The 14024-nt window shown below is 30.2% G+C and carries 13 protein-coding genes and 1 other RNA gene; 10 read left to right on the top strand and 4 right to left on the bottom strand.

Annotation, left to right across the window (positions count from 1 at the left end):
* Genes AJ939_RS07875 through AJ939_RS07860 form a run of 4 tightly spaced genes read left to right on the top strand, consistent with a single transcriptional unit; the run spans window position 1 to window position 2972 of the window.
* A complete protein-coding gene (locus AJ939_RS07875) occupies window positions 1-366 on the top strand; it encodes a FlaG family protein (protein WP_002933458.1) in 366 nt (121 codons plus the stop codon).
* Between the two features lie 2 nt (window positions 367-368).
* Window positions 369-2318 carry a flagellar filament capping protein FliD gene (gene fliD / locus AJ939_RS07870; protein WP_070276560.1) on the top strand — a complete coding sequence of 650 codons (1950 nt, stop codon included), beginning with the start codon at window positions 369-371 and terminating at the stop codon, window positions 2316-2318.
* A gap of 11 nt (window positions 2319-2329) precedes the next feature.
* The gene (gene fliS, locus AJ939_RS07865) at window positions 2330-2716 is read left to right on the top strand and encodes a flagellar export chaperone FliS (RefSeq protein WP_002861271.1); all 387 of its coding nucleotides are present in this window, start codon (window positions 2330-2332) and stop codon (window positions 2714-2716) included.
* Window positions 2697-2972, top strand: coding sequence for a hypothetical protein (locus AJ939_RS07860; protein ID WP_002861272.1), 276 nt, complete (start codon window positions 2697-2699; stop codon window positions 2970-2972). Before fliS ends, AJ939_RS07860 begins: the two co-directional genes overlap by 20 nt.
* Here the strand turns inward: AJ939_RS07860 and rnpB are convergent.
* Window positions 2969-3289, bottom strand: an RNA gene (gene rnpB, locus AJ939_RS07855) — RNase P RNA component class A. The two genes, AJ939_RS07860 and rnpB, sit on opposite strands and share 4 nt — an antisense overlap.
* A gap of 113 nt (window positions 3290-3402) precedes the next feature.
* On the opposite strand from rnpB, the gene efp reads away from it, so the two are divergent.
* From efp to AJ939_RS07840, 3 genes are all read left to right on the top strand, one after another.
* Complete coding sequence (gene efp / locus AJ939_RS07850; RefSeq protein WP_002855210.1) at window positions 3403-3972, top strand: elongation factor P; 570 nt, start codon at window positions 3403-3405, stop codon at window positions 3970-3972.
* 367 nt (window positions 3973-4339) lie between these two features.
* The gene (locus AJ939_RS07845) at window positions 4340-5632 is read left to right on the top strand and encodes an SLC13 family permease (protein ID WP_074469924.1); all 1293 of its coding nucleotides are present in this window, start codon (window positions 4340-4342) and stop codon (window positions 5630-5632) included.
* A gap of 10 nt (window positions 5633-5642) precedes the next feature.
* Window positions 5643-6440, top strand: coding sequence for an amidohydrolase family protein (locus AJ939_RS07840; RefSeq protein WP_044779921.1), 798 nt, complete (start codon window positions 5643-5645; stop codon window positions 6438-6440).
* Here the strand turns inward: AJ939_RS07840 and AJ939_RS07835 are convergent.
* Together AJ939_RS07835 and AJ939_RS07830 are read right to left on the bottom strand one after the other, a co-directional pair.
* Complete coding sequence (locus AJ939_RS07835) at window positions 6437-7522, bottom strand: FUSC family protein (RefSeq protein WP_070276557.1); 1086 nt, start codon at window positions 7520-7522, stop codon at window positions 6437-6439. The two genes, AJ939_RS07840 and AJ939_RS07835, sit on opposite strands and share 4 nt — an antisense overlap.
* Complete coding sequence (locus AJ939_RS07830) at window positions 7519-8751, bottom strand: glutamate-5-semialdehyde dehydrogenase (RefSeq protein WP_070276556.1); 1233 nt, start codon at window positions 8749-8751, stop codon at window positions 7519-7521. The genes AJ939_RS07835 and AJ939_RS07830 overlap by 4 nt, the downstream gene beginning before the upstream one ends.
* Window positions 8752-8821: 70 nt before the next feature.
* On the opposite strand from AJ939_RS07830, the gene AJ939_RS07825 reads away from it, so the two are divergent.
* On the top strand, window positions 8822-9757 hold the full coding sequence (locus tag AJ939_RS07825) for an NAD(P)-binding domain-containing protein (RefSeq protein WP_002861277.1): 936 nt from the start codon (window positions 8822-8824) through the stop codon (window positions 9755-9757).
* Window positions 9758-9964: 207 nt separating this feature from the next.
* On the top strand, window positions 9965-11293 hold the full coding sequence (locus AJ939_RS07820; protein ID WP_070276555.1) for an MATE family efflux transporter: 1329 nt from the start codon (window positions 9965-9967) through the stop codon (window positions 11291-11293).
* 48 nt (window positions 11294-11341) lie between these two features.
* Here the strand turns inward: AJ939_RS07820 and AJ939_RS07815 are convergent, their stop codons facing one another.
* Window positions 11342-12271 carry a DUF2860 family protein gene (locus tag AJ939_RS07815; protein WP_070276554.1) on the bottom strand — a complete coding sequence of 310 codons (930 nt, stop codon included), beginning with the start codon at window positions 12269-12271 and terminating at the stop codon, window positions 11342-11344.
* 139 nt (window positions 12272-12410) lie between these two features.
* Between AJ939_RS07815 and AJ939_RS07810 the strand changes: the two genes are divergently transcribed.
* The gene (locus AJ939_RS07810; RefSeq protein WP_070283446.1) at window positions 12411-13787 is read left to right on the top strand and encodes a replicative DNA helicase; all 1377 of its coding nucleotides are present in this window, start codon (window positions 12411-12413) and stop codon (window positions 13785-13787) included.
* The last annotated feature ends 237 nt before the right edge of the window (window positions 13788-14024 follow it).

Genomic DNA, 14024 nt, shown 5'->3' with positions numbered 1-14024 from the left:
ATGGAAATATCGAAGGCAAATGGGCAAATGGATACAGCTTTGGCAAACATTAGCCAAAGAACAAGCGAGACACAGGCTAGTTCAAACATTCAAACCGATAGAAGTCAAAGCCAAGGAGGCGATGATGGACAACAGCAAGGTGTGAATGAAAAGTTAGCTGATATTACAAAAAAGTTAAATGAACAAATGGATTCTTTAGATACTAATGTTCGTTTTGGTTATAGTGATAAAATTAATTCTATGTATATTAGCGTGACTGAAAAAAGTACTGGAAGGGAAATTCGTCAAATTCCTAGCGAAGAAGCTATGAGATTAGCTGAGTATTTTAGAGATGTGATAGGAATGATATTTGATAAGGAGAGTTAAAAATGGCATTTGGTAGTTTATCTAGTTTAGGATTTGGTTCTGGGGTTTTAACTCAAGAAACCTTAGACAAGTTAAAAGAAGCAGAACAAAAAGCTCGTATTGATCCTTATACTAAAAAAATCGAAGAAAATACAACCAAACAAAAAGATTTAACCGAGCTTAAAACCAAGCTTTCTGCTTTTCAAGCAGCTGTATCGTCTTTAGGAGACTCTACGGCTTTTGCAAAAAGAAAGGTTATAGCAAGTATCACTGATAATCCTCCTGCAAGCCTTAGTGTGACTTCAGGTGTTGCTTTGCAAAGCATGAATATCAATGTAACTCAACTTGCCCAAAAAGATGTTTATCAAAGCAAGGGTTTGGTAAATGATACAGGAATTATCAATGCAAGTTTAAGAGAACCTACAAATTTAACTTTTTTTTCTAATGGAAAAGAATATAGCGTTACTATAGATAAAAATACAACCTATAGTGATTTAGTTGATAAGATTAATACTGCTACGGGTGGAGAAATTGTAGCTAAGATGGTAAATACAGGAGAAAAAGACGCACCTTATCGCTTAACCTTAACGAGTAAGGAGACAGGTGAAGATAGTGCTATAAGCTTTTATCCGGGTGCAAAAGATTCTAATGGTAAATACAAAGTTGATGAAAATGCTAAAAGTGTTTTTGAAAGTCTTGGTTGGAAACTCGATGAAGATGCTTTAAAAGCTGAAGATTTTGATCCTGCTAAAAGTAAAAAAGGTGTTGGCATTATTGATAGCGAAGATAATCCTTTGCATATTCAAAAAGCTCAGGATGCTAAATTTACCATGGATGGCATAAAGATGACAAGATCGAGCAATACTATAACCGATCTTGGTGTAGGTATTACTTTGACTTTAAATAAAACAGGTGAAATTAATTTTGATGTTCAGCAAGATAGTGAGTCTGTTACCAAAGCTATGCAAGATATGGTTGATGCCTATAATGATTTAGTGTTAAATCTTAATGCCGCTACAGACTATAACAGCGAAACAGGAACCAAAGGTTCTTTACAAGGCGTAACCGAAGTAAACTCTATACGCTCAAGTATTATTTCTGCGCTTTTTAAAACCCAATCAGTTGATGGTACTGTAGAAGATACTAATGGAAATAAAGTAAGTGCTAAGGTAATGCTTTCTTTACAAGACTATGGTTTAAGTATGACTGAGTCAGGAACTCTAAATTTTGACTCTTCCACTTTTGAAAGCAAGATGAAAGAAAATCCTGATTTAACTGAAAGCTTTTTTTCAGGCATTACTCAATACAAGGATATAAACTATACTGGTGATTTAATTAAAAATGGCAGTCTTGATGAGTATTTAGGGGGCAAAGATGAAGAAGGTAAAGGCATAAGTTTTGAATCTGGAAAATTTCAAATTGTTACAAATTTTGAAACTTATGATTTATCCAAAAATGCCGATGGAACCACTTTTAAACTAACAGGTAGTACAGAACAAGAAATGCTTCAAAATTTGGCTAATCACATCAATAGCAAAGGTATTGAAGGTTTAACAGTTAAAGTTGAAACTTATGAAAAAGGTGGAGAAAAAGGATATAAGCTTAATTTTAAAACCGACGGAAGTTCTGATTTTGCCATAAAAGGAGATAGCGAATTTCTTAAACAATTTGGCTTAAGCCAAACGAGCATTGCTGCTGAGGCAGTTGAAGGTGTGGGTGTTTTTGCACAACTTAAAACAACTTTACAAGGTATAACAGGCAAAGATGGCTCTTTAACAAAATATGATGAGAGTTTAACAAATGATACTAAGTCTTTAACCCAAACCAAAGAATCAACTCAAACTTTGATTGATACAAGGTATGATACAATGGCAAATCAATGGTTGCAATATGAGAGCATCTTAAATAAACTTAATCAGCAATTAACAACTGTGACTAATATGATCAATGCAGCAAATAATTCTAATAATTAAGGATAAAAAAGATGCAAAATAGTTTAGCTTATAATGCTTATTCTCAAAATCAAGCGGGGATAGAATCTCCGCAAAAACTTATCGAAATGCTCTATGAGGGAATTTTGCGTTTTTGTGCAAGGGCTAAAGTGGCGATAAGAAACGAGGATATAGAGCAAAGAGTATACTTTGTAAAAAGAACAACAGCTATTTTTATAGAGCTTATTAATACTTTAGATTATGAAAAAGGTGGAGATGTGGCGCATTATTTAAGTGGGCTTTATACAAGAGAAATTCAACTTTTATCTTTGGCAAATTTAGAAAATAACGAAGAAAGAATTAATGAAGTTATAAATGTAACCAAAGGTTTACTAGAAGCTTGGAGAGAAGTGCATAGTAATGAAACAGTGGATCAATGATTTTAAACTCGCGTTAATTCAAGAAGATATTAATAAGCTTGAAAATTTGCTTGATAAACTTGATATGAAAGCTTTTATTAAAAATTTAGCTAAAAGATCGCCCTCAGAAGACTTTATAAAAGAAAATATAAATGATATATTTTATCAAATTCAAGCTCTTTTGCAAGAAGCTGTTGCACTAATTGAACAAAAGAAAAAAGCAAAGGCTGTTGAAATTCAAAAATTTCAAAAAGCTTTGACCTATGTTAGATCTTAAAAAGCATAGCGATAAGCCGAGTTCTGTCTTGAATGCTCATTTATCTAGTTTTGTTTTTACAAACAAAATCAAGCGAAGGGTTAAAACAAAGACGCTAACCATCCCTTCTTGCTGCACATTGGGTTTACATAGCCGAAATTGTTACCAAAATCGCTGGTAGGCTTTTACCCCACCGTTTCACCTTTTCCACTTGTGTGGTAGTTTTCTTTCTGTTGCACTATCCCTTAGGTTGCCCTAGCCATCTGTTAGATGGAATGCTTGTCTTTAGCAGCTCGGACTTTCCTCTTCTAAAAAGAAGCGAGCATTTACTATGCTTTAAATTTAAATTTTAGCGTAATTTTACTTATTTTTTTATCAAATAAAATAATTTTATTGTGATATCAATCAAAATTTGATAAAATCATTTTTTATTTTTTAACAAAGGAAATTTATGGCATCTTATTCAATGGGTGATTTAAAAAAGGGACTTAAAATAGAAATCGATGGAATTCCTTTTAAAATAGTTGAGTATCAGCATGTAAAACCAGGTAAAGGTCCTGCTTTTGTGCGTATTAAAATCAAATCTTTTATTGATGGTAAAGTACTTGAAAAAACTTTCCATGCAGGCGATAAATGTGAAGCTCCAAATTTAGAAGATAAAACTATGCAGTATCTTTATGATGATGGTGAAAATTGCCAATTTATGGATACACAAACATATGAACAAGTAGCTATCAGTGATGATGATGTGGGTGAGGCAAAAAAATGGATGCTTGATGGTATGATGGTAGATGTACTTTTTCATAATGGCAAGGCTATCGGCGTAGAAGTTCCACAAGTTGTTGAACTCAAAATCATCGAAACGGCTCCAAATTTCAAAGGCGATACTCAAGGATCAAATAAAAAACCAGCTACTTTGGAAACAGGCGCAGTAGTGCAAATTCCTTTTCATGTGCTAGAAGGTGAAGTTATACGCGTTGATACTGTGCGTGGTGAGTATATAGAAAGAGCGAACAAATAATATAAAAAAAGCTTTTGGAGTATTCCAAAGCTTTTTAAATTTATACAATTTTTTATTTTCTTTATTTTATTCTTCAAGACATTTTTTAAATTTTTAAACTTGACTTTTCTGTAGTGTTTTAATTCTATATTATAAAGATGAGCTTATGAGAATATTCTTTCTATTTTCAAATATTTTTAGATGGGATTATGGTATTGTTTTTTGCCTAAAAGGGGTTTTTGCTTGTTATAATTCAAGATATTCTGTAAAATATTTTATAAGATGAGTAAATTTGTTACTAAATAGATATTTTTTAAATTTTAGATTTTGTTTTTATGCTTTGAAAAATATATTTTTTGATATCATAAGCCCTATAATATTTTAAAGGATGATAATGGTTTTTTTAATCATCTCTAGTATTATAGTAGCCATCATTTTAGGCTATATTACTAGACATAATGTTGGAATTTTTGCTATGATTTTTGCTTATATTATAGGAGCTTTTTTTATGGATTTAGCTCCTAAAAAAATCATAGCTTTTTGGCCTATTTCTATATTTTTTGTTATTTTTGCTGTTTCGTTGTTTTATAATTTTGCAACCGTAAATGGAACTCTTGAAAAATTAGCTGGACATTTGATGTATCGCTTTGCTAATCATCCTTATTTGCTCCCTTTTGTTATTTTTGTGGTTAGTGCTATTATAGCCGCTTTAGGAGCAGGTTTTTATACGGTTTTAGCTTTTATGGCACCACTTACTTTTTTACTTTGCGATAAAATCGGCTTAAGTAAAATTGCCGGAGCTATGGCTATAAACTATGGTGCTTTGGGAGGGGCAAATTTTATGACTTCTCAAAGTGGGATTATTTTTCGAGGATTGATGCAAAATTCAGGTATTGAAGCAAATGAAGCTTTTATAAATTCTAGTATTATTTTTGCTTTTACTATAATTTTGCCTATTGTGGTATTATCTTTTTTTGTGTTTAATGCTTTTAAAAACAATATAAAAATCAGTGTTATTTCAAAACCTGATTCATTTGATTATAAACAAAAAACTACTTTAATTCTTATGTTTATGATGATTGTTGTTGTTTTAATCTTTCCTGTGCTAAATATTATTTTTCCACATAATGAGACAATTGGCTATTTTAATAAAAAAATAGATATAGCCATGATAGCCATGATTTTTGTTGCCATTGCTTTATTTTTAAAATTAGCCGATGAGAAACAAGTTGTTGCTTTAATTCCTTGGGGAACCTTGATAATGATTTGTGGAGTAGGGATGTTAATTAGCATAGCGGTTGAAGCAGGGGCTATAAAATTATTTTCAGATCTTGTAGAAAATGAGATCAATGTGATTTTTATTCCGTTAATAATGTGTGCTATTGCAGCTTTTATGTCGCTTTTTTCAAGTACTTTGGGTGTGGTTACTCCAGCGCTTTTTCCTATAGTTCCAAGCATTGCTGCAAGCAGTGGATTAAGCGAGGCATTGCTTTTTTCTTGTATTGTTGTAGGGGCTCAAGCTTCTGCTATTTCTCCTTTTTCTTCTGGAGGAAGTTTAATTTTAGGATCTTGTCCTGATAAATATAAGGAAAAATTATTTAAAGATTTACTTATTAAAGCTGTGCCAATAGGATTTATGGCGGCGATTTTAGCTACTATTATAATGAGTTTTATTTTATAAGGATAATTTAATGAAGATTGATACTCATGCACATATATTTTTGAAAAAGTTAAATACAGTTGCAAATGCAAGATATAAGCCTGATTATGACGCTAGTTTTAAAGATTATAAAGCAAATTTAGATCATTATGATTTTGATAAAGGGGTTTTAGTTCAGCCAAGTTTTTTAGGTGTTGATAATGAATTTTTGCTTCAGAGTATCGAAAAAGATGAAAATATAAAAGCTATAGTTGTGGTTGATGAAGGTATTAAATTTGATGAGCTTCAAAAACTAAAAGAAAGAAAAGCTTGTGGAGTTAGATTAAATTTAATTGGTAAAGAATTGCCAAATTTTAAAAGTACGGTTTGGACTCAATTTTTTGAAAATTTAAGTAAGCTTAAAATGCAAATAGAAATTCAAAGAGATTTGGATAATAATCTTGTTGATATTGTTAAAAATTTAATTCCTTATGGTTGTAATATTGTTATTGATCATTTAGCAAGAGCTAATGCAAACTTAACAAATTTAGAGGATTTAATTTGCTTAAAAAATTCTAGAATATTTTTTAAAATTAGCGGTTTTTATAGGGCAAAAATAGACTATGTTAATAATGAACAAGCTATAAAATTTGCAAAGAAAATATATGAAATTTTAAAAGAATATTTTCCACTTAGCAATTTTGTTTTTGGAAGCGATTGGCCACATACAAATTTTGAAGCAAATGTTAATTTTTCATCGGCTCTAGCAGCTTTTAATGAAGTTGTCGTATCTAAAAAAGAACAAGAGCAAATTTTAGGGGATAATGCTTGTGTTTTATTTGACTTTTAAGCTTTTCGTTTTATCCTAAAGATGTATTTTGCAATGCGTTCAAAATGTACTCTTAGATAAGGTTTATAAATTACAAAACCACCTAAAAGTCCTAAAATGCTTCCTATTACGACATCAACTAAACGAGCGAGTATTAATGTATTTGCATTTTCACTCATAAAATTAGCTGCTTCCGAAAGATAAGTGGCATAAGGAGTAAAGAAAATCATAGCTAAAGCATAGTTTCGATTGACTAAAAATTGTCCTATAAAAAACAAAGACATCATAAGTAAAACAAGTTCTATATTGTGAAATTGTTTAGATAAAAGCCACCAAGCAAAACATACTCCCAAGGCCGTTCCTATGATACGTTGAATTTGTTTAATCCATATAGAGTTTAAAGTTACACCTTGCATAATAGCTGTGCAAGAAATGGCTATCCAATAACTTCTTTCAAGTTCTAAAAAAATTCCTATAAATATAGAAAAAGCCACAAAAGAACCCATAATCAAAGAATCCACAAAAACTGCATCAAAACCTATGTATTCTCTAGGTGGAATTTCGCTAGGTAAAGCATTTTTAAATCCATAAATCACAACGATAGAGTATAAAAAAGCCATTAAATTAGCTACCATTGCCCCAAGAAAAACAAGACCCACTAAAAAGATAAAATCCTTAGCTTCAAAAGGAGAATAAGCTCCTAAAATACAAGAAAATACAAAGAAAAAATATCCAGGTGCACCAATGTTATAATATCTAATTAAAATAGAACTTCCCATGGCCACAAGTCCTATAGGGATGAAGGCAAAAATTGCAGGTAAAAAATGGGTTAAAATTCCTAAGAAAAAACTAGAAACTATGCCAAAAGAACAGCACATCACAACAGCCATTCTATGATATAAAGGAGTGTTTGGAACATATAAAAAAGATAAAGCTCCTATCATGGCAATGAGTCCATAGTTTAATTTTCCAAAAAATACACTAAACCCTAAAACTATACCCACACCTAAAGCCGCAAAAAAAGGCATTTGCCAAACTTGTTCACTTGAATTTAGTTTAGCAATTTCTTTAAAGTGTTGCTTTAGCATTTCTATTTTATTCACTCTCGAATTTGTCCTTCTCCATTAATTATATATTTATAAGTGCAAATATCTTCAACTCCCATAGGACCTCTTGCATGCAATTTGCTAGTTGAAATTCCAACTTCCCCACCAAAGCCAAATTCTCCTCCATCACTAAAACGTGTTGAAGCATTAGTATAAATACAAGATGAGTTTATAAGGCGTTGAAATTTAGCGATATTTGAAGCATCATTTGAGATAATGCTTTCAGAATGCAAGGAGCTGTGTTTATTGATATGCTCTATAGCTTCATTGCAATCTTTTACTAATTTTACACTTAAAGCAAAATCAAGCCATTCTGTATCAAAGGTATTTTCATTTGCTTTAAAAACTTCTAAATTTGAGTTGTTAAAATAAGCCAAAGCATTTTCATAGGCATGAATTTTTACCTTAAATTTTTTAAATTCAGGGATTAAAAGACTTATAAAATTTTTAGCAATTTTTTCATGTATTAAAAGCGTTTCTAAAGCGTTGCAAACACTTACTCTTTGACACTTTGCATTAAGGATTATTTTTAAAGCCATATCTAAGTTAGCGCTTTGATCTACAAAAGCATGACACAAGCCCTTATCTTGCTTAATGAGAGGAATTTTAGTATTGTTTGCGATTTCTTGTATCATATTTGAACTACCGCGAGGTATGATCACATCGATTAAATCATCAAAAGTTAGAATTTGTTTGATCTCGTCTCTTTGAGTAAACATAGCAAAACAATCTTGTAAACCAAATTCCTTAAGTGTTTTGCTAACAAGAGTAAATATAGCTTCATTTGTAAATTTTGCTTCACTTCCACCTTTAAATACACAAGCATTAGAACTTTTTATCATTAAAGCTGCGATTTCAGCACTAAGACTAGGCCTTGCTTCGTAAATAACACAAATGAGTCCTAAAGGAATGCTTATTTTTTGTATGCTTAAACCCGCATAATTTTTCCAGCCTTTAGAAATTTTACCTATAGGATCTTCGATATAAGCGATTTTTTCTAGGCCTTCACAAAGAGCTAAAATGCGTTTTTCATCTAATAAAAGCCTATCTTTTATTGCTCCACTTTTTGTGAAATTTGCTATATCTTTTTCATTTGCTTCTAGGATAATTTTGAAATTTTCTCTTAAAATTTGAGCTAATTTTAAAATAATTTTTTCTTTATCTTTAGGTGTTAAGTTAAGTAGTTTTTGAGAATTTTTCTTAATATTTTCAAGCAAATTTCGCATTTTTAATCCTTTATTTACAAAAAACTTGATAAATTATACAAAAAAAATCAGAATTGAAAGGTAAATATAAATGAAAAAAATAGATTTAATTATAGTAGGTGCAGGTCCAACAGGCATAGGCTGTGCGGTTGAAGCTAAGCTTAAAAACAAAGAAGTTTTGATACTGGAAAAATCAAATAACATTTGCCAAACTTTAATGCAATTTTATAAAGATGGCAAAAGAGTAGATAAAGCTTATAAGGGATGCGAAGGAACTAATCATGGACATGTTCCTTTTGAAGATGGTACCAAAGAAAGTACTATAGAAACTTTTCAAAACGTATTAAAAGAACACAATATAGAAGTTGAATTTGGCTCTGAAGTTGAGAGCGTTAAAAATGAAAATGGAGTTTTTTTAGTAAGCACAGCTAAAGGCGTTTATGAGTGTAAAAACATCATCGTTGCTATAGGTAGAATGGGTAAGCCTAATAAGCCTGATTACAAACTTCCTATGACTTTAACAAAAATCATTAATTTTAATGCCAATTCAGTTTTGGGAAATGAAAAAATTCTTGTTGTAGGTGGTGGAAATTCAGCAGCAGAATACGCTGTGGATTTGGCTAATTCAAATCAAGTTAGCCTTTGTTATCGCAAAAAAGAATTTACAAGATTAAATGATATCAATCTTAAAGATATTCACGAAGCTGGAAATTCGGGTAAAGTAGAGTTAAAACTAGGAATTGACATTAATGAGGTAGAAGATGATAGTGGCAAGGCTAAGGTAAATTTTACCGATGGTACAAGCGATATTTATGATAGAATTATTTATGCTATTGGTGGTTCTACTCCACTTGATTTTTTACAAAAATGCGGGATTAATGTTGATGATAAAGGCGTGCCTTTAATGGATGAAAATAAACAAAGCAATGTTAAAGGTATCTTTGTAGCAGGAGATATTGCTACTAAAAATGGAGCAAGTATAGTTACAGGGTTAAATGACGCTGTAAAAATTCTTTCCGTGCTTTAAATTTTAGCCTTCGGGCTAAATTTGACTTATTAATAAGTAAATTTTATAATTCTTAGTTATTTTAATTTAAATCTATGAAAATGCAAAATAAAACTAATACAAAAACAACAATAAGAACTTATCGTTTAAATTTCTATATTTTAGGACTTCAAGCACTCTACTAGCGTCTTTAAAAATATTTTATTTTAATATTTTTAAAGGATTTGTATGTCAAATATTTTTAGCACTTTAAGCCCTTTTAGGCTTTTTATAAAATGTGCCGTGCCAAATGTCATAAGCATGGCCTTTATTTCTTTTTATTATATAGTTGATGGAATTTTTGTTGGAAAATATCTAGGAAGTGATGCTTTAGCAGCACTAGCCTTGATTATTCCCTTTATTATGATGTCTTTTGCTTTGGCTGATATGATAGCTATAGGTTCAGCAGTGCAAATTTCTATGCATTTGGGTTTAGGCAAGAAGAATTTAGCTAGAAAGATATTTAGTTCTAGTATATTGATTATTTTTCTAATCTCTTGTTTTATTGGAATTTTGGAGTATTTTTTAGGACCTATTTTGATTGATTGTCTAAATGTTAGCGATGAGATTAAAACTATGGCTAAAGAATGTATGTTTGTTTTTGCTTTATTTGCACCTTTTACCATGCTTTCTTTTGCCTTGGATAATTATTTAAGAATTTGTGGAAAAACAACCTATAGTATGATTATGAACATAATCATAGCTTTAAGTAATATTGTATTTGATTATCTTTTTATAGTTGTATTTGGTTGGGGCTTGTTTTCGGTAGCTCTTGCAACTTGTTTAGGAATTGTTTTAAGCGGTATTTTTGGAATTATTCCTTTTTTATTTCAAAATTTAGAGCTTAAATTTTCAAGTTTATATATAAATTTGAGAATTTTTAAAAATATTCTTTATAATGGAAGTAGCGAGTTTTTTGGCAATATTTCGGGTTCTTTGTATAGTATTTTTGCAAATTTTGTTTTGTTAAAAATTTCTACCACTCAAGCCGTGGCAGCTTTTTCCATTATTTTATATATTGATAGTTTTATTATAATGCTTATTATTGCTATGGGGGATGCGATGCAACCTGCACTTAGTTATAATTATGCTAAAAAAGATTTTTTAAGGATTAAAGCTATTATAAAAGTGGTATTTTTTGCGGGAGGAATTTTATCTTTATTTTCTATAGTATCTATATTGATATTTGGAGAAAATTTGATAGCACTTTTTGCAAAAGAAAATGATCAAGAATTTAAAACTTTTGCTTATACAGCTTTGATGCTTTTTGCTTTTAATTATCTTTTTGCATGGTTTAATGTTCTAAGCGGTTCTTTTTTGACAGCTTTTAATAAGGCAAGCTTTTCTTTGGTTTTAAGTTTAATGCAAAATTTATTCATGCCTTTATTTTTTCTTTTGATTTTATCCTACTTTATAGGTTTAAATGGAGTATGGTTAAGTCCATTTTTTGCTGAATTTTGTGTTTTGATTTTAGCTTGGATTTTTCTTAAAAGGATTTTTAAAGATCTATCTTTATAGGAGATAGATCTTTTTTAAATTTTATCAAAGGAGCTTTTTTATAATTTTTTAGAATTTATATCCTATTCCAGTTAAAACAACTTGATAGGTTTCATCATAAAATCCTATATCGCTATTTCTTTTTTCTATACCATAATTTGCAAAACCATAAAGTCCGTTATAGCCCAAAAATTGATTTTTAACAACTTTTAGATTAAGCTTAACTATATTACCGTCTTGTTTTTTGTGGAAGATGGGATCTGTTCCTACTGCTTCATATCTGCTAAGACTTAAATTTGGGGTGAAAATATAGTCATTAGCAAAAGCCAAATTTGCTCCCATGCTTAAACCATATCTTGAGTAACTTTGAGCTTTTCCATCTGCATCATTATAATCATAGCTTAGTCCTAAATTTAACAAACTATAATTGTAATTTAATTCAAACTCGTGATAATACCCCTCTCTTTTTAAAGAGCTGTGCTCAACTGCGTCTTTATCATATTTGTTTTTGCTAAATAAATATGAAGCTGTAAATTTTCCTAAATCACTTTCGTAAAGTTGAGAGATTTTAAAACCATATCTATCAACATCAGTTTCTTCTCTATTACCTATTTGATAAGGATTTGCATAAGCTTTTTCCCTTAAAGAAGAGATTACAGAAAAAGAAGTGCTAAAACGCTCTAAATAAGCTTTTTCGTAACCTAAAGCTATACCGCTGATATCTCTTCCATTGTAGTTTTTGATAAAAATTCTATCATTGTCTATAAGGTTGCCATAGTAAAGTTCTACACCGATAAAAGGAATAAAAGAAGAGTCCGAATTATCAGCGTCATAACCACCTAAGTAATCACTATCCGCTAAAGTTGAAATATTGCTTTTAATATCTCTTGCACCTACACCTATGCTTAAATTTCCACTAAAACCTTCTTGAAAATCTACAGCCATAGCTGACTGGGCTAAAATGGAAGCTAAAATACATGAAAATAAATGTTTTTTCAAGTGTTCTCCTAATAAAATAAATGTTGTGATTATAATTGTAACTAATATTACTTTAAATATTTATAAAAAATTAAAGTTTATAATTTTAAGTTTTTTTAGATAAAATTTTTAAAATTATTTATATTTATAAGGAAATTTAGTGCAACAAGAGTATTATGACTTGGATTTAGAGCGAGCTATTTTAAGCAGTTGCATCATGAGTGAAGAAGCTTACGCTAGTATAGCAGGCGATATTAGCCCAAAAGATTTTAGTCTTAAAGCTCATGAAGATATTTTTAAAGCAATTATAGTTTGTAGCAACAACAAAGAGCCTATTTCTATAAGTTTTTTAAAAAAACATAAAAAAATAGATGAAGAGATTTTAGCAGAAATTCTTGCCACTCCTTCTATGATAGATTTGCCTGCTTATGTAAATGAACTTCGCGAAAAGTCCATCAAAAGACAACTTTTGAGTTTTGCACATCTTTTACCAGCTCGTATTAATGAAAATCGTGCTGTAAGTGAAATCGCAGATGAAATTGGTAAAGAAATTTTTAGCATTACAAATCGTGTAAATTTTAGAGATATTAAAGATGTTAATATAATAATATCAGAACTCTTTGAAGAATTTAAAAAGCAAAAAACTTTAGAAAATAAAAATATCATAGGGCTTGATACAGGCTTTGAGGGTCTAAATAAAATGACAAAAGGTTTTAAAGGGGGTGAGCTTATAATAATCGCTGCGCGCCCAGGTATGGGAAAAACAACCCTTTGTTTAAATTTCATTGATAAAGTTTTAAGACAAAATAAAGGTGTGGCTTTGTTTTCTCTTGAAATGCCCGCAACTCAAATCATGCAAAGAATGCTTTCTTCAAAAACTTCTATCCCTTTACAAAGAATTTTAACCGCAGATTTAAACGATGATGAATGGGAGCGTTTAGGAGATGCTTGTAATGATTATAGTCAAAAGAAATTATATATTTACGATAGTGGTTATGCAACTATTGCTGATGTAAGGGCTATTTTAAGGCGTTTAAAATCTCAAGATGAAAGTGTAGGACTTTGTGTGATTGACTATATAGGGCTTATGATGAGTAATTCAAATTTTAATGATAGGCATTTGCAAGTGAGTGAAATTTCAAGAGGACTTAAGCTTTTGGCTAGGGAGCTTGATATGCCGATTATCGCACTTTCACAACTTAATCGTGGTTTAGAGCAAAGAGCAAATAAGCGTCCTTTGATGAGTGATTTGCGAGAAAGTGGAGCTATAGAGCAAGATGCGGATGCTATTTTATTTGTATATCGCGATGAGGTTTATAGGGAGCAAGAAGAAAAAGAAAGAGAGAATAAAGCTAAAGCTGAAGGTAAAGCTTATCAAAGGCTTTTTATACCAAATCCTATGCAAGAAAATGCTGAAATTATTGTTGGAAAAAATAGAAATGGACCGGTCGGAACTATAGAGGTTATATTTTTAAAAGAAAAATCTTGTTTTGTAGATAAACCTATAGGCTATGAAGCTACTGAATTTACAGGCTAGCTTTAATTGATATAAATTAATTAAAAATACCACAAAAATATTTACAACATTTCATACAAATTTACTCTCATTAAATTAATTTTTTTATATAAAATAAAATTTAAATTGAAATTTTATAATTATATAATAATCAGTATTTAATTATACTTTAAGTTTAAATATTTTATTATTCCACTATTTTATTTTTATATTTTATATTATTATTAAAAAATAAATAATATGAAATTAATTTCAAAA

Origin of the sequence: Campylobacter sp. BCW_6889 (assembly GCF_001762535.1) — a bacterium.
Taxonomy (GTDB): domain Bacteria; phylum Campylobacterota; class Campylobacteria; order Campylobacterales; family Campylobacteraceae; genus Campylobacter_D; species Campylobacter_D jejuni.
The sequence above is the reverse complement of the archived record's forward strand: the minus strand, read 5'-3'. Positions and strand labels throughout refer to the sequence as shown.

Excerpts from the sequence above, each read along its gene's own strand:
- fliS (WP_002861271.1), top strand. The coding sequence starts at position 2,330 with ATGCAAAATAGTTTAGCTTATAATGCTTATTCTCAAAATCAAGCGGGG.
- AJ939_RS07845 (WP_074469924.1), top strand. The coding sequence starts at position 4,340 with ATGATAATGGTTTTTTTAATCATCTCTAGTATTATAGTAGCCATCATT.
- AJ939_RS07860 (WP_002861272.1), top strand. The coding sequence starts at position 2,697 with ATGAAACAGTGGATCAATGATTTTAAACTCGCGTTAATTCAAGAAGAT.
- fliD (WP_070276560.1), top strand. The coding sequence starts at position 369 with ATGGCATTTGGTAGTTTATCTAGTTTAGGATTTGGTTCTGGGGTTTTA.
- AJ939_RS07825 (WP_002861277.1), top strand. The coding sequence starts at position 8,822 with ATGAAAAAAATAGATTTAATTATAGTAGGTGCAGGTCCAACAGGCATA.
- AJ939_RS07840 (WP_044779921.1), top strand. The coding sequence starts at position 5,643 with ATGAAGATTGATACTCATGCACATATATTTTTGAAAAAGTTAAATACA.
- AJ939_RS07875 (WP_002933458.1), top strand. The coding sequence starts at position 1 with ATGGAAATATCGAAGGCAAATGGGCAAATGGATACAGCTTTGGCAAAC.
- AJ939_RS07820 (WP_070276555.1), top strand. The coding sequence starts at position 9,965 with ATGTCAAATATTTTTAGCACTTTAAGCCCTTTTAGGCTTTTTATAAAA.
- AJ939_RS07830 (WP_070276556.1), bottom strand. The coding sequence starts at position 8,751 with ATGCGAAATTTGCTTGAAAATATTAAGAAAAATTCTCAAAAACTACTT.
- efp (WP_002855210.1), top strand. The coding sequence starts at position 3,403 with ATGGCATCTTATTCAATGGGTGATTTAAAAAAGGGACTTAAAATAGAA.